This is a genomic window from Streptomyces sp. KL109B (genome assembly GCF_030766935.1).
Taxonomy (GTDB): Bacteria; Actinomycetota; Actinomycetes; order Streptomycetales; family Streptomycetaceae; genus Streptomyces.
Map to the genome: position 1 here is coordinate 294,560 of NZ_JASERL010000008.1, position 20,663 is coordinate 315,222.

Annotated in this window: 13 protein-coding genes; 6 read left to right on the forward strand and 7 right to left on the reverse strand. The window is 70.5% G+C overall.

Features of this window, described 5'->3' with window-relative positions:
* Positions 1-15: 15 nt before the first annotated feature.
* Both RBJ65_RS26980 and RBJ65_RS26985 read right to left on the reverse strand, forming a co-directional pair.
* Entirely contained in the window at positions 16-1,242 is a 1,227-nt protein-coding gene (locus tag RBJ65_RS26980) for a branched-chain amino acid ABC transporter substrate-binding protein (protein WP_306322253.1), read from the reverse strand.
* A gap of 342 nt (positions 1,243-1,584) precedes the next feature.
* Positions 1,585-2,202 carry a hypothetical protein gene (locus RBJ65_RS26985; protein WP_306322254.1) on the reverse strand — a complete coding sequence of 206 codons (618 nt, stop codon included), beginning with the start codon at positions 2,200-2,202 and terminating at the stop codon, positions 1,585-1,587.
* 233 nt (positions 2,203-2,435) lie between these two features.
* Here RBJ65_RS26985 and RBJ65_RS26990 point away from each other — a divergent pair, with 233 nt between their 5' ends.
* Positions 2,436-4,376, forward strand: coding sequence for a Xaa-Pro dipeptidyl-peptidase (locus RBJ65_RS26990; RefSeq protein WP_306322255.1), 1,941 nt, complete (start codon positions 2,436-2,438; stop codon positions 4,374-4,376).
* Between the two features lie 32 nt (positions 4,377-4,408).
* Here the strand turns inward: RBJ65_RS26990 and RBJ65_RS26995 are convergent, their stop codons facing one another.
* A complete protein-coding gene (locus RBJ65_RS26995) occupies positions 4,409-4,879 on the reverse strand; it encodes a hotdog fold thioesterase (protein ID WP_306322256.1) in 471 nt (156 codons plus the stop codon).
* A 62-nt stretch (positions 4,880-4,941) separates the two neighbouring features.
* On the reverse strand, positions 4,942-7,230 hold the full coding sequence (locus tag RBJ65_RS27000; RefSeq protein ID WP_306322257.1) for an FdhF/YdeP family oxidoreductase: 2,289 nt from the start codon (positions 7,228-7,230) through the stop codon (positions 4,942-4,944).
* A gap of 226 nt (positions 7,231-7,456) precedes the next feature.
* On the opposite strand from RBJ65_RS27000, the gene polA reads away from it, so the two are divergent.
* Positions 7,457-10,126 carry a DNA polymerase I gene (polA, locus tag RBJ65_RS27005; protein ID WP_306322289.1) on the forward strand — a complete coding sequence of 890 codons (2,670 nt, stop codon included), beginning with the start codon at positions 7,457-7,459 and terminating at the stop codon, positions 10,124-10,126.
* 457 nt (positions 10,127-10,583) lie between these two features.
* On the opposite strand, the gene RBJ65_RS27010 is transcribed toward polA, so the two are convergent.
* Positions 10,584-11,396, reverse strand: a complete 813-nt coding sequence (locus RBJ65_RS27010) for a DUF4184 family protein (RefSeq protein WP_306322258.1) — start codon at positions 11,394-11,396, stop codon at positions 10,584-10,586.
* Between the two features lie 255 nt (positions 11,397-11,651).
* Between RBJ65_RS27010 and RBJ65_RS27015 the strand changes: the two genes are divergently transcribed.
* From RBJ65_RS27015 to RBJ65_RS27025, 3 genes are all read left to right on the forward strand, one after another.
* Positions 11,652-13,379: a lytic transglycosylase domain-containing protein gene (locus tag RBJ65_RS27015; RefSeq protein WP_306322259.1), complete on the forward strand. Its 1,728-nt coding sequence runs from the start codon at positions 11,652-11,654 to the stop codon at positions 13,377-13,379.
* A gap of 209 nt (positions 13,380-13,588) precedes the next feature.
* Positions 13,589-13,723: an SPW_0924 family protein gene (locus tag RBJ65_RS27020; protein WP_306322260.1), complete on the forward strand. Its 135-nt coding sequence runs from the start codon at positions 13,589-13,591 to the stop codon at positions 13,721-13,723.
* 41 nt (positions 13,724-13,764) lie between these two features.
* Entirely contained in the window at positions 13,765-14,769 is a 1,005-nt protein-coding gene (locus RBJ65_RS27025) for a DUF3068 domain-containing protein (RefSeq protein ID WP_306322261.1), read from the forward strand.
* Here RBJ65_RS27025 and RBJ65_RS27030 read toward each other — a convergent pair.
* Both RBJ65_RS27030 and RBJ65_RS27035 read right to left on the reverse strand, forming a co-directional pair.
* Positions 14,759-17,668, reverse strand: a complete 2,910-nt coding sequence (locus tag RBJ65_RS27030; protein WP_306322262.1) for an ATP-dependent RNA helicase — start codon at positions 17,666-17,668, stop codon at positions 14,759-14,761. The two genes, RBJ65_RS27025 and RBJ65_RS27030, sit on opposite strands and share 11 nt — an antisense overlap.
* 24 nt (positions 17,669-17,692) lie before the next feature.
* On the reverse strand, positions 17,693-18,520 hold the full coding sequence (locus RBJ65_RS27035; RefSeq protein ID WP_306322263.1) for a class I SAM-dependent methyltransferase: 828 nt from the start codon (positions 18,518-18,520) through the stop codon (positions 17,693-17,695).
* Positions 18,521-18,895: 375 nt separating this feature from the next.
* Here RBJ65_RS27035 and rpsA point away from each other — a divergent pair, with 375 nt between their 5' ends.
* Complete coding sequence (gene rpsA, locus RBJ65_RS27040) at positions 18,896-20,410, forward strand: 30S ribosomal protein S1 (protein ID WP_306322264.1); 1,515 nt, start codon at positions 18,896-18,898, stop codon at positions 20,408-20,410.
* The last annotated feature ends 253 nt before the right edge of the window (positions 20,411-20,663 follow it).

The following is a 20,663-nucleotide window of genomic DNA, read 5'->3' on the forward strand; positions in this document are numbered from 1 at the left end:
GGTGTTACTGGGGTGTTACTGCTCCAGCTCACCGGTCTTGACGGGGGTGTGCTTGCCGTTCTTGACCTGGTAGACGGTGAGGGTCTTGTTGGTGGTGTCGCCGTACTGGTCGAAGGCGACCTGGCCGGTGACGCCGTTGAAGCTGACCTTCTGGGTGGCTTCGGTGATCTTCTGGCGGGCGTCGCTGGGGAGCTTGCCGTCGTTGTCGTTCACGACCTGCTTGACGGCTTGGATGATGGCCCAGGCGGCGTCGTAGGAGAGGCCGCCGTAGGTCTCGTAGGGCTCCTTGTAGCCGCCGGCCTGGTAGTCGGAGATGAACTTCTTGGCGGTGTCGAGCTTGTCGACGGGGGCGCCGACGGAGGTGGCGAAGTCGCCGTTGGCGGCCTTGCCTGCGAGCTTGACGTAGTCGAGGCTCTGGAGGGCGTCGCCGCCGATGAGGGGGATCTTGGCGCCGGCGTCCTTGATCTGCTTGGAGAGCGGTGCGCCGTTGGGGTATTCGCCGCCGAAGTAGACGAAGTCCGCGCCGGAGTTCTTGATCTTGGTGGAGATGGCTCCGAAGTCGCGGTCGTCCTTGTTGATGTGGTCGGTGGCGACGACCTTTCCGCCGAGCTTCTTGAATTCGTCGCGGAAGGTCTGGGCGAGTCCCGCGCCGTAGGTGAGCTTGTTGTCGACGACGTACACCTTCTTCAGCTTGAGCTGGTTGTAGGCGTACTGGGCGGCGAAGGGGCCCTGGAGGGCGTCGGTGGTGGCGGTGCGGAAGTACGTCTTGAACTCGCGCTGCTTGGACGTGAGGTACTTGGTGCCCTGGGTCAGCGTCGGGTTGGTGTTCGCCGGTGAGATCTGGACGAGATTGGCGGCGGAGAATGTCTTCTGCATCGACTGGGCGACGTTGGAGTTGAGGGGTCCTACGACGCCGAGGACGTCCTTCATGCCGACGAGTTTGGTGGCGTTCTGGCCGCCGGTGGAGGCGTTGGCCACGTCGTCGAGCGGTTCGGTCTTGAAGGTGACGCCGGGCACTTCCTTGTTCTTGTTGGCGACCTTGGCGGCGAGGTCCACGGAGTTCTTGATGCCGAGTCCGATGGCCGAGAGGTCGCCGCTCAGCGGGGCGTCGACGCCGATGACCACGGTGGTCTTCTCGCCGTCGCCGGACTTCTTGTCCTCGTCGCGCGATCCGCAGGCGGAGAGCGTGAGTGCTCCGGTGGTGAGCACGGAAGTGAGTATGAGCAGAGAACGGTGTCGCACGATCATTCCTCTCCCTGGCGCGGTCCCATTGGGTGGGGGACGTATGTCTCGCCGGGCCGTACGGAGTGGTACTGGGCCGTGCAAGTGACGCGCCCGGCGGCGCGGTGACTGGCCGTGACTATAAGCGCAGGTGGCGGACTGTAGCGCGGGTGCGGGAGAGGCTGTGACGTTCTTGTTATGCCGGGGCGTCCTGCCGGATACGGTCCGACCAAGATCACCTCAAGTCCCGTAGTGGAGCGGGGTGTTACCAAGATCGACAGGGGGGTTCGCTCCCCGTTCGTGAAGACAGTGCTACGCGGTGCGACGTTCGCATTGCTTCGTTGCGGCAGAGGTAACCGAGTGTTACCGCTGTGTGAGTTCGGAGCGGGGGGCGGTGCAGCGGGCGTGCAGCAGCGTGAACAGGTCGTGCGGGTAGCGGTCGACGAAGATGAAGCCGTGCTGTTCCTTGCCGCGCCGGTTGTGCAGGGTGACGTCGAGATAGGCCATGTCGAGTGCGCGGGGCAGGGCGGCGCAGTCGCGTACGGAGATCCGTACGGTGAGGGGGCGCGGGGTGCCCCGGGTGACGGTGACGGGGGTTGTGGGCGCGACCGCGGCGGCCAATCGCGGGTCTCCCGCCCGGATGTGACTGATCGTCACGGTGGGGCCGCGGTCGACGTGGGCGACGAACCGGAAGGTGGCGCCGTGGGCGCCTTCGTAGCGCAGGTGGGTGACCTGGGCGGGCCAGGGCGGTGGCGCCGGTGGGGCGGGCGGTTCGGGCCGGGGGAACCAGAGCGCGCCCGCGACGGCGACCGCGCCCCCCAGCCCGGCCAGGAGGAGACGCCGCCTGCGCGACGACAGCGCGGCCCAACGTTCGTACGCGCGCGGGGAGTCGGTGCCGACGACGACATCGCTGGGGTGCGGCGGGAGGGGTTGGCTGTCGGCCGCTTCCCGATACGGCTCGACGGGCCCAATGCCGGTCATGCTCGACGGTAGGTCGGAGGACGGGGCTCCGCCAATAACGGGGGTGGTTCCGGGTGGCGTGGCCTACGTCGCGGGGCTCTGCCCCGGGCCCCGCTGCTCAATCGCCGCAGGGGCTCTGTTTTGGCCATCCGCAGGGCGCGGCCCTCTGGCCTGGCGCGGTGTGACGCGATGGAATGCCACGCGTCACCTCCCGTCCCACGAGTGAACTCCCCGACCGCGCCCTTGGAGGCACGATGGCGAGATCCACCAGACCCACCAGGCCCGTCGGCAAGAGACGTTTCGGTCTGCCGTTGGTGTGCGCGCTGGTGGCGGCGCTGACCGCCCCGTCCGCGTACGCCGCCCAACCCCCCACCGCCCCCGCCACGTTGAAGATCGCCGAAGGCGAGACGCAACCCGTCTTCTCGCGCGCAGACGCGGTCCTGCAGAAGGTCGACATCCAGACGGAGGCCGACAGCGACGGCGACGGCAAGCGCGACACCGTACGGATGCGGATCCTGCGCCCCAAGGAGACGGAGACGGCGGGCCTGAAGGTGGCCACGATCGTCGAGGCGAGCCCGTACTGGGCGGGCGGCAACGACGTCCCGAACCACGTCGTCGACCTGGACGAGGACGGCCTCCCGGAGTCCGGTAAGCGCTACCAACAGGCGCCGGGGCAAGCCGGGTTGACCGGACCCGCCGTGGCGTACGGCGGGTACTACGACAACTACTTCCTGCCGCGCGGCTACGCCGTCGCCGAGGTCGACAGCCTCGGCACCGGCGGCTCCACCGGCTGCCCGACCTCGGGCGGCCGCAACGAGACCTTGGGCGCCAAGGCCGCGATCGACTGGCTGAACGGCCGCGCCAAGGGCTGGGACGAGGCCGGCGATCCGATCCGCGCCGACTGGTCGACCGGCGACGCCGCCATGATGGGCATCTCGTACAACGGCACCCTGCCAACCGCCGTCGCCGGCACGGGAGTCGAGGGCCTGAAGGCGATCGTGCCGATCTCCGGGATCTCCTCCTGGTACGACTACTACCGCGCGAACGGCGGCGTCGTGGCGCCCGGCACGTACCAGGGCGAGGACACCGACGTGCTCGCGCGGTACGTGTACTCGCGCGCGGACCGGGAGATCTGCAAGCCGGTCCTGGACGCGCTGGAGCGTGATCAGGACCGGGTGACCGGGGACTGGTCGCCGTACTGGCAGGAGCGCGACTACCTGAAGGACGCCGAAAGGATCAAGGCGGCGACGTTCGTCGTGCACGGCCTCAACGACTGGAACGTGAAGACGAAGAACGCGGGCCGGCTGTGGGAGGCGCTGAAGAAGAACCACGTGCCGCGCAAGCTGTGGCTGCACCAGGCCGGGCACTCCAACCCGATGCCGCTGCGCATGGAGGAGTGGCTGCGCCAGGTCCACCACTGGTTCGACCACTACCTCTACGGCATCGACAACGGCATCACCGCGGAACCCCAAGTCGACGTCGAACAGGCCGACTTCAGCTGGAAGCGGCAGAGCGACTGGCCGGCGCCTGGCACCCGGTCGACGACGCTTCGGCTGCGCGCCGACGGCACGCTGGGGCGGCAGGCGGGGCCCTCGCGCGTCCAGTCGCTGACGGACGTGGGGCGGACGATCGCCGCGGAGAAGCTGGTGACGTCACCGGACGAGGCGGACCGGAACCGGCTCGCGTACACGACGGGCGTACTCGACAAGGACGTCCGGCTGAACGGTGTGCCCAAGGTCGACGTGCGGGCGTCCCTCGCCGGTACGTCGCCGTACGTGACCGCGCTGCTCGTCGACTACGGGCGTGACACCCGCGCCACGTCGGGCACGGTCACCGACACCTCGCAGCAGGTCTGCTACGGCGAGGGCGTGCCGGGGCTCGCGGGCGAGACGGGCTGTGCGTACCGCACGAAGCACCGCACCGAGACCGCCGACTTCAAGATCGTGACGCGTGGCTGGCTGGACGCCCGCAACCGGACGTCGTACGAGCGTCAGTCGAAGGTCGTCGAGGGCCGCGAGTACCGGCTGAAGTGGGACATGCAGCCCGAGGACTACGTCTTCAAGGCCGGGCACCGGCTCGGCGTCGTCCTGATCTCGACCGATTACGACTACACGCTGCGCTACCCGGCGGGCACGAGGATGACCGTGCGCGCCGGGGACAGTTCGGTGTCGCTGCCGGTGGCGCCTACGTCGTAGCGGCGGCTATGTCGTAGCGGTGGCTACGGTGGCTACGTCGTAGGGGCGTTCGGCGCTTCCTTGAGCATGCAGGTCAGGCGGGCCGAGCAGACCCGTCTGTCCTGCTCGTCGGTGATGATCACTTCGTACGTCGCCGTGGAGCGGCCGCGGTGCAGTGGCGTGGCGACGCCGGTGACGAGGCCGGAGCGGGCGCCGCGGTGGTGCGTGCAGTTCAGGTCGACGCCGACGGCGATCTTGCCGCTGCCGCCGTGCAGCATCGCGCCGACGGAGCCGAGGGTCTCGGCGAGCACGGCGGAGGCGCCGCCGTGCAGCAGTCCGTAGGGCTGGGTGTTGCCCTCGACGGGCATGGTGCCGACGACGCGCTCGGCCGAGGCCTCCTTCACGTCGATGCCCATGCGGGTGCCGAGGTGCCCGGCGGAGAACAGGGCGACGAGGTCGATGCCGAGCGCGGCGTACTCGTCGATGACCTCTTGCGGGAACTGCGTGTGGTTCTGCTCGCCCATGGGGCCCGGCTCCGTTCGTCGTGCCTAGCTCGATCGAGTCGTGTACGTGGCTGAGCAAACGCTCAGTCGGTCCTGGATTGTTCCAGGCGGACCACGACGGACTTGCTCGCGGGTGTGTTGCTGGTGTCGGCGGTGGCGTCGAGCGGCACCAGGACGTTGGTCTCCGGGTAGTAGGCGGCCGCGCAGCCGCGGGCCGTCGGGTAGTGCACGACGCGGAACCCGGGCGCGCGCCGCTCGATACCGTCCGCGCCGTCCTCCCACTCGCTCACGAGGTCTACGTAGCTGCCGTCGGCGAGGTCGAGGTCGCGCGCGTCGTCGGCGTTGACGAGGACGACGCGGCGGCCGTTGGTTATGCCCCGGTAGCGGTCGTCGAGGCCGTAGATGGTGGTGTTGTACTGGTCGTGGGAGCGCAGCGTCTGGAGGAGGAGGCGGCCTTCGGGGACGCGCGGGTACTCGACGGGGGCGGCCGTGAAGTTGGCCTTTCCGGTGGCGGTGGGGAAGCGGCGCTCGTCGCGCGGGGCGTGCGGGAGCGCGAAGCCGTTCGGGCCGGCGACCTTGTCGTTGAAGTCCTCGAAGCCGGGCACCACGCGCGATATACGGTCGCGGACCGTCGCGTAGTCCTTCTCGAACTCCTCCCAGGGCGTGGCCGATTCGGCGCCGAGGACGCGGCGGGCGAGGCGGGCCACGATGGCCGGCTCGGACAGCAGGTGGCGGCTGGCCGGGTCGAGGCGGCCGCGGGAGGCGTGCACCATGCCCATGGAGTCCTCGACCGTCACGAACTGTTCGCCACTGCCCTGGAGGTCGCGCTCGGTGCGGCCGAGGGTGGGCAGGATCAGGGCGCGGGCGCCGGTGACGGTGTGCGAGCGGTTCAGCTTCGTGGAGACGTGCACGGTGAGGCGGGCGCGGCGCATCGCGGACTCGGTGACGTCGGTGTCGGGGGAGGCCGCCACGAAGTTGCCGCCCATGGCGAAGAAGACCTTGGCCTGTCCGTCGCGCAGGGCGCGTATCGCGCGGACGACGTCGAAGCCGTGCTCGCGCGGTGGCGCGAAGCCGAACTCCTTCTCCAGGGCGTCGAGGAACGCGGGGGCGGGGCGCTCGAAGATGCCCATGGTGCGGTCGCCCTGCACGTTCGAGTGGCCGCGGACCGGGCACACGCCCGCGCCGGGGCGGCCGATGTTGCCGCGCAGCAGCAGGAAGTTGACCACTTCGCGGATCGTCGGCACGGAGTGCTTGTGCTGGGTGAGACCCATGGCCCAGCACACGACGGTGCGCTTGGAGGCGAGGACCATTTCCAGGGTGCGCTCGATGTCGGCGCGGGACAGGCCGGTCGCGGCGAGGGTCTCGTCCCAGTCGGCGGCGCGGGCGGCCTTCGTGAACTCCTCGTAGCCGTGGGTGTGTTCGGCGATGAAGGCGTCGTCGGTGGCGCCCTCTGTGTCGAGGATCAGCTTGTTGAGGAGGCGGAAGAGGGCCTGGTCGCCGCCGAGGCGGATCTGGAGGAACAGGTCGCCCAGCGCTGCGCCCCTGGTGAGGCCCTTGGGGGTCTGCGGGTTCTTGAACCGCTCCAGTCCGGCCTCCGGCAGCGGATTCACGGAGATGATCTTCGCGCCGCCGGCCTTCGCCTTCTCCAGGGCGGACAGCATGCGCGGGTGGTTCGTGCCGGGGTTCTGCCCGGCGACGATGATCAGGTCCGCCTTGTAGAGGTCTTCGAGCAGGACGCTGCCCTTGCCGATGCCGATCGTCTCCGTGAGCGCGGAGCCGGACGACTCGTGGCACATGTTCGAGCAGTCGGGCAGGTTGTTCGTGCCGAACTCGCGGGCGAAGAGCTGGTAGAGGAACGCCGCTTCGTTGCTGGTGCGGCCCGAGGTGTAGAAGACGGCCTCGTCGGGGGAGGCGAGGGCGGTCAGCTCGTCCGCGATCAGGTCGAAGGCGCGCTCCCAGGAGACGGGCTCGTAGTGGGTGCCGCCCTCCGCCAGGTACATGGGGTGGGTGAGGCGGCCCTGCTGGCCCAGCCAGTACCCGGAGCGCGTCGCGAGGTCGGTGACGGGGTGCGCGGCGAAGAACTCGGGCGTCACGCGGCGCAGGGTGGCCTCCTCGGCGACCGCCTTCGCGCCGTTCTCGCAGAATTCCGCCGCGTGCCGGTGCTCCGGCTCCGGCCAGGCGCAGCCCGGGCAGTCGAAGCCGTCCTTCTGGTTGACGCGCAGCAGCGTCAGCGCGGTCCGCTTCACGCCCATCTGCTCGCGGGCCATCTTGAGGGAGTGCTTGACGGCGGGGAGCCCGGCGGCATGCTGCTGAGGCGCGGCGACCTGCGGCGCGTCCTGTACCGGGTCGGATGCGGGCGGCTTGCTTGCCATGGGTCGGCTCCCCTTTGAGCGGTCCTGCGCAGTGCTGTGCGCCAGGTCTCCGATCTTCGCACGGGGGTCTGACAACGCCCGCTCCGGCCGGAGGTGGGCCGCGCTGTCAGTGGGGCGTGGCAGGATCGTGGGCGTGGCAGAGAAAGCAGCAGCGAAGACGGCTAAGAAGACGGTGGATCCGGTGGCGAAGGCAGCAGACGGCAGCTCCGGCGGGCGCCCCCGCCTGATGCTCATGGACGGGCACTCGCTGGCGTACCGGGCGTTCTTCGCGCTGCCCGCGGAGAACTTCACGACGGCGACGGGCCAGCCGACGAACGCGATCTACGGTTTCGCGTCGATGCTGGCGAACACCCTGCGTGACGAGGAGCCGACGCACTTCGCGGTGGCGTTCGACGTGTCGCGCAAGACGTGGCGCTCCGAGGAGTTCACCGAGTACAAGGCGAACCGTTCGAAGACCCCGGACGAGTTCAAGGGGCAGGTCGAGCTGATCGGCGAGCTGCTCGACGCGATGCACACGCCGCGCTTCGCGGTCGACGGCTTCGAGGCCGACGACGTGATCGCCACGCTCGCGACGCAGGCCGAGGCCGCGGGCTTCGAGGTGCTGATCGTGACGGGCGACCGGGACTCGTTCCAGCTGGTCACGGAGAACGTGACGGTGCTGTACCCCACCAAGGGCGTCTCCGAGCTGACCCGGTACACGCCGGAGAAGGTCGAGGAGAAGTACGGGCTGACCCCGGCCCAGTACCCGGACTTCGCGGCGCTGCGCGGCGACCCGTCGGACAACCTGCCGGGCATTCCGGGTGTCGGCGAGAAGACGGCCGCGAAGTGGATCAACCAGTTCGGTTCGTTCGCGGAGTTGGTCGAGCGCGCCGAGGAGGTCAAGGGCAAGGCGGGGCAGAACTTCCGGGACCACATCGAGGCCGTGAAGCTGAACCGGCGGCTCACCGAGATGGTGCGCGACGTCGAGCTGCCGAAGACGGTCTCGGACCTGGGCCGCGAGGCGTACGACCGGACGGCGATCGCGATGATCCTGGACACCCTGGAGATTCGTAACCCGTCGTTGCGCGAGCGCCTGTTCGCCGTCGACCCGGGGGCCGCGGAGGCCGAGGAGGCTCCGGCGGAGCCGGGCGTCGAGCTGGACGGCACGGTGCTCGGCACGGGTGAGGTCGCGCCGTGGCTGGCCGAGCACGGCAAGGCGATCCTCGGCCTGGCGTCCGTGGACACCTGGTCGCTCGGTACGGGTTCGGTGACCGAAGTGGCGCTGGCCGCCGCCGGGGGAGAGGCCGCCTGGTTCGACCCGTCGACGCTCGACGAGGCCGACGAGAAGGCGTTCGCCAAGTGGCTCGCCGACGCGAAGAAGCCGAAGGTGCTGCACAACGCCAAGGCCGTCATGCGAGTCTTCGCCGAGCACGGCTGGAGCGTCGACGGCATCACCATGGACACGGCGCTCGCCGCGTACCTGGTCAAGCCGGGGCGCCGCTCCTTCGCGCTGGACGCGCTGTCCTTGGAGTACCTGGGGCGTGAACTGGCCCCGGCGGGCGCGGCGGACGGGCAGCTGGCGTTCGGGTCGGAGGAGGACGAGCAGGCCGAGGCCGACGCGCTCATGGTGCAGGCCCGCGCGATCCTCGACCTGGGCGAGGCCTTCGGTGAGCGACTGAAGGAGGTCGGCGCCGCCGATCTGCTCACCGACATCGAGCTGCCGACGTCCACGCTCCTCGCCCGCCTTGAGCGGCACGGCATCGCCGCCGACCGCGCGCACCTGGAGTCGATGGAGCAGATGTTCGCGGGCGCCGTGCAGCAGGCGGTGAAGGAGGCGCACGACGCGGTGGGGCACGAGTTCAACCTCGGCTCCCCGAAGCAGCTCCAGGCCGTCTTCTTCGAGGAGCTCGACCTTCCGAAGACGAAGAAGACGAAGACCGGTTACACGACGGACGCCGACGCGCTGGCCTGGCTGGCCACGCAGACCGACCACGAACTTCCCGTGATCATGCTGCGCCACCGCGAGCAGGCGAAGCTGCGGGTCACCGTAGAGGGCCTGATCAAGACGATCGCGGCGGACGGCCGCATCCACACGACGTTCAACCAGACGGTGGCGGCGACCGGCCGCCTTTCGTCGACGGACCCGAACCTGCAGAACATTCCCGTCCGTACGGACGAGGGCCGGGCCATTCGGCGCGGGTTCGTGGTGGGTGAGGGCTACGAGTCGCTGATGACGGCCGACTACAGCCAGATCGAACTGCGCGTCATGGCGCACCTGTCGGAGGACGAGGGCCTCCTTGAGGCGTTCAACTCCGGTGAGGACCTGCACAATACGGTCGCCTCGCAGGTGTTCGGCGTCGAGCGGGACGCGGTCGACCCCGAGATGCGCCGCAAGATCAAGGCGATGTCGTACGGGCTCGCGTACGGGCTGTCCGCCTTCGGTCTCTCCGGGCAGTTGGGCATCGACCCGGGTGAGGCGCGGGGCCTGATGGACACGTACTTCGAGCGGTTCGGCGGGGTGCGGGACTACCTGCGGCGCGTCGTCGACGAGGCGCGGGCCACCGGGTACACGGAGACGATGCTGGGGCGGCGCCGGTACCTGCCGGATCTGAACTCGGACAATCGGCAGCGGCGTGAGATGGCGGAGCGGATGGCGCTCAACGCGCCGATCCAGGGCACGGCGGCGGACATCGTGAAGGTGGCGATGCTGAACGTGGAGCGGGCGCTCACGGAGGCGGGGCTCAAGTCCCGGATGCTGCTTCAGGTTCACGATGAAATCGTGTTGGAGATCGCGCCTGGGGAGGCGAAGAAGGCGGAGGAGTTGGTGCGGCGGGAGATGGCGAACGCGGTGACGCTCCGCGCGCCGTTGGATGTGTCGGTGGGGCTGGGTACGGACTGGGAATCCGCCGCGCACTAGCCTCCGGCGGCTCCCGGGCCCCGGTGTTGCGGTCTCGGGGCTCTGCCCCGGACCCCGCGCCTCAATCGTCGGCGGGGCTTGCGGTGTTGCGGCTGCGGGGTTTGATCGACCGGCCCCGGCGTTGCGGTCTCGGGGCTCCGCCCCGGACCCCGCTGCTCAATCGCCGCAGGGGCTTGAAGGGCCCACCCGTGGTGACCCGAACGCCGCCTCGGGGCCGCCACCCCGCCCATCTCCCAGAACCTGGCCTCCCGGGGCCGTCGCCCCGCTCATCTCCCACCACCCGCCCCCTCCGGGGGCGTCAGCCCCACGGGGTGTCGCCGTCGGAGGTGGGGCAAACCGTCGCCGACCACGGCTCCCCGCCCTGGCGGTGGGCCGCCACCGCCTTGGGCAGTCTGCCGCCTGGGGCGGCAGGGTGGGCAAGGCGGCGCACGGTGCCGTGTAACGGGGAAGGGAGGCATCAGCCCCGGTTACCGGTGGTCCGGCCCCGGACCCGGTCCACCGTGGCGGAGGTCGTCGCGTACAGGAGGAGGCCGAGGGCGAGGCCCGTGCCGGCGCCGAAGCACAGGGACGGGAGGATTTCCCAGGGGTGCCAGGTGAGGCCGGCACCGTCCACGTAGGAGAGCCAGCGCTCCGCCCGAACCGCACCCGCCACGCACGCGCAGGCCAGGATCAGGCCCCACGCCAGCCACCGCTCCCCGGCGCTCGCGCCCGGCCCGCCCGCACCCGCGGCAGCGCCCCGTACCGACCACCACGCGAACACGACGAGGACGACGAGCGCCGCGGCCGACCCGGCGTACTGGACGTACCAGTAGAGCGGGGAGCCGGCGAACGGCTCGGCGAGGACGGGGAAGAGGCGCGTGCCCCAGCGGTCGGGGTGGGTGAACGCGTCCCAGACGACGTGGGTCGTGGCGCCGAGCGCCGCCGACACGTACCACCACAGTGGCCACCAGCGCGTGCGCGGCCGTGACGACCGAGGCCGCAGCGCCGACGCCACCCGCCCCGGCAAAAGCCCCCGCACCGGCTCCCGGACCAGCCGCCACAACGCCACCAACAGGAACGCGAGCCCCACGTCCACCGTGAGGACCCCCGCCAACGAGTGCGTGAACGCGCCGAATCGCATCGCCCCGGGCACCACGCCCGCCGCGTAGTACGTGAGATCGGGCGCGAACGACCCCGCGACGAGCAGCGCGGGAACGAACGGCCCCCGCCCCGAACCGTCCCGCCGCACGAGCGGCAGCACCGCCGCGGCGTGGCTGATGGTGAACGGCACGTTCCCCCCTGTTGTCCCGTACGTGCGAGCGTGGAATCGTACGACACCTTTCACCTGGCCATTCGGTCAATTCCGGGCACGAACGGGTGTCTGTGCGGCGGAAGTTGTCGTAGGGTCGGCGGGATCCGTGCGCTGGGGAGCGCAGGAGTCCGACTGGCCCGAGACCCGGCAACCCCGGGATCCGCGGCCGACCGGACCGGCGGATCGGTCCGGACCGACGGATCGGTACAGGCGACAAAGGGGAGGGCTCGCGGCATGGCGGCGGTATTCGGCAGGCGACTGCGCAGGGGTGTCATCACGGCCGCGGTGGCCGCGGCGGCGGTGGCGGCCCTGTCCGCGTCCCAGGCACCGGGCGTGAGCACGCCGCACGCGGCGGACGGCGGCAGGTCCACGGCGGACCGCTCCGACGACAATCCGCCCGAGTCGGCGACGGGCCCGGACTACTACACCACCATCCCCCCGCTGGACAGCCCGACCGAGGGCCCGACCGGTGGCCCGACCGGTGGCGACAGAAGCGGCACCGAAGGCGGCATACCCGCGACCGTCCTCGACGCGTACAAGAAGGCCGCCGCCGAGATCGACACCACCAAGCCCGGCTGCAATCTGGACTGGCAACTGCTCGCCGCGATCGGGCAGGTCGAGTCCGGGCAGGCCAACGGCGGCGACGTCGACAACGACGGCAACACGATCAAGGCGATCACGGGCCCGCCCCTGGACGGCAACGGCTTCGCGAAGATCACCGACACCGACGGCGGCGCCTACGACGGCGACACCGTCCACGACCGGGCCGTGGGCCCCATGCAGTTCATACCCTCCACCTGGGAGTGGGCGGGCCGGGACGGCAACGGCGACGGCAAGAAGGACCCGAACAACATCTACGACGCGGCCCTCGCCGCCGGCCACTACCTGTGCCGCGACAACCGCGACCTGTCGAACGCCGTGCACCTCAACAAGGCGATCCTCAGCTACAACAACTCCTCGGACTACCTGGCCCTCGTCCTGAGGTGGCTGGAGTTCTTCCGCAAGAACGCGCACGAGATCCCCGACGGCACGGGTCCGCTGCCCAGCAACCCGAGCAACGGCGGCGGCAGCGGCAGCGGCGCGAGCCCGTCGCCGAGCCCCTCCGACCGGAACCCGAGTCGCCCCTCGCACTCGCCGAGCACGAAGAACCCCTCCGAGTCCCCGTCGAAGAACCCGCCCAAGAGCCCGTCCAAGCCCCCGTCGGGCGGCGGTTCGACGACCCCGCCGCCCACCACGGACCCGACTCCGCCGCCCAGCGCCGGCGAGACCGTCACCAAACTCGTCGACGCGGACACCGGCGCGCTCTCCGCCATGCAGGACGCCTCCTTCAGCGAGCGGGTCAAGGTGAAGGCGAAGAACGCGGCGGGCTCCGCCGTCGGCTCCGTGAAGATCCGCTTCGCGATCGTCGGCGCCACCGACGCCACCTTCTCCGGCGCCACCAGCGCCACCGTCACGACGAACCGCGAGGGCGTGGCCACCGCGCCGGTCCTCAAGTCGGGTGCGAAGACCGGGCCGTTCACGGTCCGCGCCACCGTCGTCGGCCACAGCGCCGTCGGCCTCAACCACACGGCGAGGGTCGTCGCGCGCGCCGACACGGTGGAACGGGTCGGCGAGGACGAGCTGAGCTGCGTCGCGGGTGGCACCTTCGAGAAGGACATCGTGCTGGCGGCCACGTACAAGGACGAGGCCGCCGTCGGGGTCGTCGCGAGCGCGACGCTCATCAAGGCCGAGGACAAGGACGAGGACGCCCCGGCCACGGCGGCCAAGGGCCCCTACTTCAAGGACGCGAAGGGCAATGAGCTCCGCACCCTCAAGGGCCTCACGGCCGGCGCCGACGGGCACCTCACGCTGCCGAAGCTGTACGCGGACGACACCACCGGCACGTTCCTGCTGCGCGTCACCACGACGGGCGGCGCGACGATCGACGTGGAGCTGAAGGTGACGGCGCCCACGGCCTCGTAACGACGGCCTCGTAACGAGCGAGTCGTAACGACCGCCGCACAGCGCCCAGTTGAGCCCCCGGCCGAGCTTCGGCCGGGGGCTCAACTACGTCCCGTACAACGTGTTCTCATTCCCGCCCCGCGTTGCTACGGTGCACCGACCCAGAGGCCTGACGCCTCATCAGATTCTCGTCGGACTCCGTGTGCCGCACGGCTGAAGGGAGGTCGGACATGCGTGCCCTCATCGCCGCGGCGATCGGACTCGCCGCGGCATTCGCCCTGGTCCTCACCATGACCGCGATCGGGGCACCACCGGGGGAGACATCCCCGAAGCCGATGCTGCACTCCGTGCCCAAGCACCCGTAAAAACACCCGTGACACGCCTGTAGTTGAGGAGGGCCGCCGCGATGCGCCGCAAGGCCAGCCTGATCCTGCTCGCCTTCGCCGTGTTCTTCACGGCGATGTCCCCGCTGATGCGCTGGTACGCGTTCCCGCGCCTGGCGAAGATCCCGCCCAGCCAGTACCAGGTGATGGTCCTGGAGGCGAAGAACGCGACATTGATCGACTACGGGACCATGAAGGAGAAGACGGTCCCCAAGCTCAGCATCGTGCAGACCCTCAAGGGCAACGTCGAGGCGTCGAACAAGGTGGAGGAGACCGCCGGGCGCGACGTCGTCGTCTGGGACGGCCTGACGTACGGCGTGGGACCCGACGGCAAGATGGTCACCGAGATCCCCGAGCGCTACATCTTCGACGCCCACAGCTCGGCGCCCGTGCACGCCAAGGGGGAGTCGGTCGACGGCGACCCGGTCAAGCGCGAGGGCATCGAGTTCAAGTGGCCGTTCCTGACGGAGCCGCGCGACTACGAGTACTTCGACGCGCGCGCCCGCGTCACCCGCCCCATCGAGTACAAGGGCACCGAGAACTTCCACGGCCTGGAGATCTACCGCTTCGAGCAGACCATCCCGTGGACGCAGGTCCCCTTCCCCAAGAAGCTCCCGGTCAAGGGCATCACCCCGGAGTCCGTCGCCAAGACCGGCACCAAGATGTACTACTCGACCGTCCGCACCTTCCTGGTCGACCCGACGACCGGAGCCCCCGTCTACGGCGCGGAGCGGCACAAGGAGCAGATGCGCGGCGGCACGCTGCTCGCCGGGGACCCCGACAAGAAGGTCACCGCGTTCGCGGGCAACGTGAAGATGCGCCCCGACTTCATCGAGTCGACGGTCGACCTCGTGAAGTCCCAGCGCGTCCTGGTCCTGCTCCTCACCTCGTACCTGCCGTGGGGCTTCCTCGGCCTCGGTGTGGTGCTGCTCGCGCTGTCGCTGTGGCTTGAGGCGCGCAGCCGGCGCCCCGGCGAACCGGAGGAGGCGCCGGCCGCCGAGCCGGAGCCGGACCCGGTCACCGTCTGAGGCGGGCGTTCGTGTGCCGCGTGGGCTCGGCGCTCGCCGGGTCCTCGGGCCACGGGTGCTTCGGGTAACGCCCGCGCAGCTCCGCCCGTACGGAGCGGTAGCCGTCGGCCCAGAACGAGGCGAGGTCGGCGGTGACGGCGGCCGGCCGCCCGGCGGGCGACAACAGGTGTACGAGTACGGGGACCCCGGCCACCCGCGGCGTCTCGCGCAGCCCGAACATCTCCTGCAACTTCACGGCGAGCACGGGTTGTTCGGCATCGGAGTAGTCGACCCGCACCCGCGATCCACTCGGCACCTCCACCCGCTCGGGGGCCAGCTCGTCGAAGCACCCGGCCTGCCCGCTCGCCCACGGCATCAGCCGCCTCAACGCCTCCCCGGCATCGATCCGCCCCAGGTCCGCCCGCCGCCGCGCGGCGCTGAGCTCAGGCTCCAACCACTCGTCCACGCGCGCGTGCAGCGCCTCATCGCTGACGTCCGGCCACGGCTCCCCGACGTGCCGCCGCAGAAACGCGAGCCGCTCCCGCACCGCCACGGCGTCCTTCCCCCACCGCAACAGCCCGAGCCCCTCGCGCCGCAATCCCTCGATGAGCGCTTCCCGTACGAGGCCGGGGTCGGGGTCCTTGAGCGCCCGCACGCCGAGCTCAACAGCCCCCAGCCGTACGACATGCCGTGCCACCAACTCCCCACCGTCCCACCCCACTTCATCCGCCTCCCGGAACATCGACGCGGCGGCCCACCGCGCGACCTCCTCATCCACGACGGCCCCCAGCCGCACGCGCGCGTGCCCGGCCCCCACGGGCCGATCGGCCACGGCGACCGCCACCCACTCGGCGTTGCGCAACCCCGACGAGTCCGGGACCTCGGCACGAGTCCCGGACACCATGAGCAACGACCCACCACCGCGCCGCGCAACCCGCTCCGGGAAGGCAAGCGCGGCAACAACCCCCACAGCATGATCGTCCCCACCCCCTCGCCCCCCACCGCGCCCGCCGCTCGGACCCCCGCCGTCCCCGCCGCTCGGACCACTACCGTGCCCGCCGCTCGGCCCGCTGCCGTCCCCGCCCCCTCGCCCGCCACCGCTCCCGCTGCTGCGACCGCCACCGCGCCTGTCGTCCCCGCCGCTCGGATCGGTGCCGTGCCTGTCGCTCCTACCACTACCGCGCCCGCCGTCCCCACCGTCCCGGCCGTCCCCACCGTCCCGGCTGTCCCCGCCCGCCCCAGTGCCGCTGACGTCGCCGGTGTTGGTGTCGGCCCCGCCCGCCCCGGTGCCGCTGACGTCGCCGGTGTTGGTGTCGGCCCCGCCCGCCCCGGTGCCGCCAGCCGGGGCGTCCGGTTCGGTGTCACGGGTGGGTGGGAGGGTCGCTCCCCGCGCCGCAGGCGCGGAACCCCCCACCAAACCGGACAGCCGCCGAACCTCCCCGGCCCACCGCGAGGCATACGCGTCGCCCCCACGCCGAGCGGACCTCAACACCCCGCCAAGATCATCCCCGTAGGCCCGCGGCGGCTCCTCGCTCAGCAGCGCGACCACCTCCGCCGCCCGCCGCGCCCCCACCACCGGCGCCGCGTCCACCAACGCCCGCCCGAGCCGCGGATGCACCCCGAGCCGAGCCAACCACTCACCCCGCGCGGTGACCCTCCCCGAGCCGGCCTCGACCGCACCCACCGCGGCCAGAGCGGCCCGCGCCGCCGCCATCGCCCCACCCGGAGGCGGATCCAGCAACGCCAACCCCGACGCGTCCGGATCCCCCCAGCACGCCACCTGCAACGCGAACGCCGTCAGGTCCGCCACCTTGATCTCCGGCGACGGGAACCGCGCAAGCCGCCCGTCCTCCGCCTCGTCCCAGCACCGGTACACCACACCCGGCGCCTCCCGCCCGGCCCGCCCGGCACGTTGCGTCCCGGTCGCCCGCGAAGCCCGTACGGTCGTCAGCGCGCTCAACCCGCGCGCGTGGTCCACCCGCGGCTCCCGCGCGAGCCCCGCGTCCACGACGACCCGCACCCCTGGCACGGTCAACGACGACTCGGCGACGGCGGTGGCAAGGACGACCCGCCGCCCGGCCCCCGCCGACAGCACAGCGTCCTGAACAGCCGCAGGCGCCCGACCGTGCACCTGAAGCACCTCGACGTCCCCGCCGAGATCCCCCAACTGCCCGGCCACCCGCGCGATCTCGCCGACCCCCGGCAGGAAACACAGCACATCGCCCGCCCGCTCGCCGAGCGCCCGCCGCACCACACCCGCCACATGCGTGAGCAGCGCCGGATCGACCCGCATCCCGTGCGGCGGCCGCACCGGACGCGCGGGCGGCGCCCACACCACGTCCACCGGATACGAGACCCCCTCGGCCTCGACGACCGGCGCACCCCCGAGCAGCGAGGCCCACCCCTCGGCATCCGTCGTCGCGGACGCCGCGACCAGTTCCAACTCCGGCCGCAGCGCCGCTCGTACGTCGCACAGGAACGCGGCCACGGTGTCCGCGTCGAGGTGCCGCTCGTGCACCTCGTCGAGCATCACGGCGTCGACACCGGCCAACTCCTGGTCCCGCTGCAGCCGTTGCAGCAGCACCCCGGTCGTCACCACCTCGACGCAGGTACGCGGCCCGACGACGCGCTCCCCGCGCACGGTGTACCCGACCCGCTCCCCGACCTTCTCGCCGAGCAGCCACGCCATCCGCCGCGCCGCCGCCCGCGCCGCGATCCTTCGCGGCTCGGCGACGACCACACGACGTACGGGAACGTCCCCGTCGTCCAGCAGCCCGGCCAGCACCAGCGGCACCAGCGTCGTCTTACCGGTGCCGGGCGGCGCCACGAGCACCGCGACCCCGTGCCCGCCCAAGGCGGAGCGCAGCGCGGGCAGCGCGGAACGTACGGGCAGGTCCTGCAGAGCGTCGTAACGGATCACACGCCCAGTCTCTAATCCCGCTCTCTAATCCCGCTCGCACACGAAGATCGACGTCCCCGGGATCAGGTTCCCGCGCAGCGGCGACCAGCCGCCCCACTCCTGGGTGTTCCACTCCGGCCACTCCGGCTCGACGAGGTCGACGAGCCGGAAGCCGCCCGCCACCACGTCCCGCACCCGGTCCCCGAGGGTCCGATGGTGCTCTACGTAGACGGCACGTCCGTCGTCGTCCTGCTCTACGTAAGGAGTGCGATCGAAGTAAGAGGCGGAGACGGAGAGGCCCTCGGGGCCGGGCTCGTCCGGGAACGCCCAGCGGATCGGGTGCGTGACCGAGAAGACGAAACGGCCGCCGGGGCGCAGCACCCGGTGCACCTCGCGCAGCACCTGCACCTGGTCCGCGACAAAGGGGAGCGCCCCGTACGCGGAGCACGCCAGGTCGAAGGAGCCGTCCTTGAAGGGGAGCACGCCCGCGTCCGCCTGCACGAGCGGCACCTTGCCGCCGTCGATGCGCAGCGCGTGCTGGAGCTGGCGGTGCGAGAGGTCGAGGGCGACGGGGCGGGCGCCCTGCGCGAGCAGCCAGCGCGAGCACTGCGCGGCGCCGGCGCCGATCTCCAGGATGTCCTTGCCCGCGAGGTCGTCGAGCGGGCCGAGCAGTTCGGCCTCCATCTCGTCGAGCCCTTCGGGGCACCACACGAAACGGTCGTCTCCGAGGAACGTGCCGTGCTCGACCTGGTACTCGTCCGCGTTCCTGTCCCACCAGCCGCGGTTGGCCCGCGAACTCTCCGTGGTGTTGGCGTCACGCCGGGTCGCCGTCGAGTCCTCGTCCACCGTCGAGGGGGACTCGTGCGCTTGCATTGGTCCGGACTCTTGGATGATCGGCTCCCTCGTAATAGTGTGCGGGCCTCGCGAGGCCACGGCGGTGCCAGTGGCCTCGTGCGACAGGTTTTGTGCCGGGTATGCGGCGATCCGCCCCGGGTGTGCGCGTTCGCGCATTGACCCTGTCGGGCTGCCCCCGTATGCTACAAGTTGCGCTGCGGGCCTGCGCACCTCGGACATAGCAGGCTGTGCTCGCATCTGTTGTATGTCCCCTCGGTTATCGAGGCGCCACCGGTTCCCCAAGGGAAGCCCGGATTCGGCGCTTCCAAGGCTGTCCGGCTTCATCGATGCGAAACGGGCTCCCGGCGTAGCAGTACCCACCGACTTTCAATGTCCGCCGGAGCCCTTTCCCACATGACGAGCAGCACCGAGACCACCGCCACCACCCCGCAGGTTGCGGTCAACGACATCGGTAACGAGGAAGCTTTCCTCGCCGCCATCGACGAGACGATCAAGTACTTCAACGATGGCGACATCGTCGACGGCGTCATCGTCAAGGTTGACCGGGACGAGGTCCTCCTCGACATCGGTTACAAGACCGAAGGTGTCATCCCGAGCCGCGAGCTCTCGATCAAGCACGACGTCGACCCGAACGAGGTCGTGGCCGTCGGCGACGAGATCGAGGCCCTGGTTCTCCAGAAGGAGGACAAGGAAGGCCGTCTGATCCTGTCCAAGAAGCGCGCTCAGTACGAGCGTGCCTGGGGCACGATCGAGAAGATCAAGGAAGAGGACGGCATCGTCACCGGTACCGTCATCGAGGTCGTCAAGGGTGGTCTCATCCTCGACATCGGCCTCCGTGGCTTCCTGCCGGCCTCCCTCGTCGAGATGCGTCGTGTCCGCGACCTCCAGCCGTACGTGGGCAAGGAGCTCGAGGCCAAGATCATCGAGCTGGACAAGAACCGCAACAACGTGGTCCTGTCCCGCCGTGCCTGGCTCGAGCAGACCCAGTCCGAGGTTCGCCAGACGTTCCTCACCACCCTGCAGAAGGGTCAGGTCCGCTCCGGCGTCGTTTCCTCGATCGTCAACTTCGGTGCCTTCGTGGACCTGGGTGGCGTCGACGGTCTCGTCCACGTCTCCGAGCTCTCCTGGAAGCACATCGACCACCCGTCCGAGGTTGTCGAGGTCGGCCAGGAAGTCACCGTCGAGGTCCTCGACGTCGACATGGACCGCGAGCGTGTCTCCCTGTCGCTGAAGGCGACGCAGGAAGACCCGTGGCAGCAGTTCGCCCGCACGCACCAGATCGGCCAGGTCGTTCCCGGCAAGGTCACGAAGCTGGTTCCGTTCGGTGCGTTCGTCCGCGTCGACGAGGGCATCGAGGGCCTGGTCCACATCTCCGAGCTGGCCGAGCGCCACGTGGAGATCCCGGAGCAGGTCGTCCAGGTCAACGACGAGATCTTCGTCAAGGTCATCGACATCGACCTCGAGCGCCGCCGCATCAGCCTCTCGCTGAAGCAGGCCAACGAGGCCTTCGGCGCCGACCCGTCGGCCGTCGAGTTCGACCCGACCCTGTACGGCATGGCCGCGTCCTACGACGACCAGGGCAACTACATCTACCCCGAGGGATTCGACCCCGAGACCAACGACTGGCTCGAGGGCTACGAGACCCAGCGCGAGGCCTGGGAGGGCCAGTACGCCGAGGCGCAGCAGCGCTTCGAGCAGCACCAGGCGCAGGTCATCAAGTCCCGCGAGGCGGACGCCCAGGCCGAGGCCGAGGGCGCTGCGGCTCCCGCCGGCGGTGGCGCGGCTCCGGCCGCCTCCGGTGGCGGCGGCGGCTCGTACTCCTCGGAGACGGCCGACAACTCCGGCGCGCTCGCCTCGGACGAGGCGCTGGCCGCGCTTCGCGAGAAGCTGGCGGGTGGCCAGAGCTGAAACGCTCTGCGCTAGCAGGTAGTTAGCGGTGGGGGTCGCACCTTTGGGTGCGGCCCCCACCGTTGTTTTTGCCTTGGGCCACAGTGGTTTTGGGTGGGTGCTGTGTTGCCGGTGGCGTTGTTGCGCGCGCAGTTCCCCGCGCCCCTGGGTTACCGAAACTTGCGGGATACATCTAGTAGACGGTCGTCGTAATACGGCGGTGCCACGCTCCTCGGGTCGTTGAAGATCGATCGCGGTCCGAGGGGAGCCAGGC

Coding starts and splice junctions, on each gene's coding strand:
- RBJ65_RS26985 (WP_306322254.1), bottom strand. CDS start 2,202: ATGACCGGCATTGGGCCCGTCGAGCCGTATCGGGAAGCGGCCGACAGC.
- RBJ65_RS26990 (WP_306322255.1), top strand. CDS start 2,436: ATGGCGAGATCCACCAGACCCACCAGGCCCGTCGGCAAGAGACGTTTC.
- RBJ65_RS26995 (WP_306322256.1), bottom strand. CDS start 4,879: ATGGGCGAGCAGAACCACACGCAGTTCCCGCAAGAGGTCATCGACGAG.
- RBJ65_RS27000 (WP_306322257.1), bottom strand. CDS start 7,230: ATGGCAAGCAAGCCGCCCGCATCCGACCCGGTACAGGACGCGCCGCAG.
- polA (WP_306322289.1), top strand. CDS start 7,457: ATGCTCATGGACGGGCACTCGCTGGCGTACCGGGCGTTCTTCGCGCTG.
- RBJ65_RS27015 (WP_306322259.1), top strand. CDS start 11,652: ATGGCGGCGGTATTCGGCAGGCGACTGCGCAGGGGTGTCATCACGGCC.
- RBJ65_RS27020 (WP_306322260.1), top strand. CDS start 13,589: ATGCGTGCCCTCATCGCCGCGGCGATCGGACTCGCCGCGGCATTCGCC.
- RBJ65_RS27025 (WP_306322261.1), top strand. CDS start 13,765: ATGCGCCGCAAGGCCAGCCTGATCCTGCTCGCCTTCGCCGTGTTCTTC.
- RBJ65_RS27035 (WP_306322263.1), bottom strand. CDS start 18,520: ATGCAAGCGCACGAGTCCCCCTCGACGGTGGACGAGGACTCGACGGCG.
- rpsA (WP_306322264.1), top strand. CDS start 18,896: ATGACGAGCAGCACCGAGACCACCGCCACCACCCCGCAGGTTGCGGTC.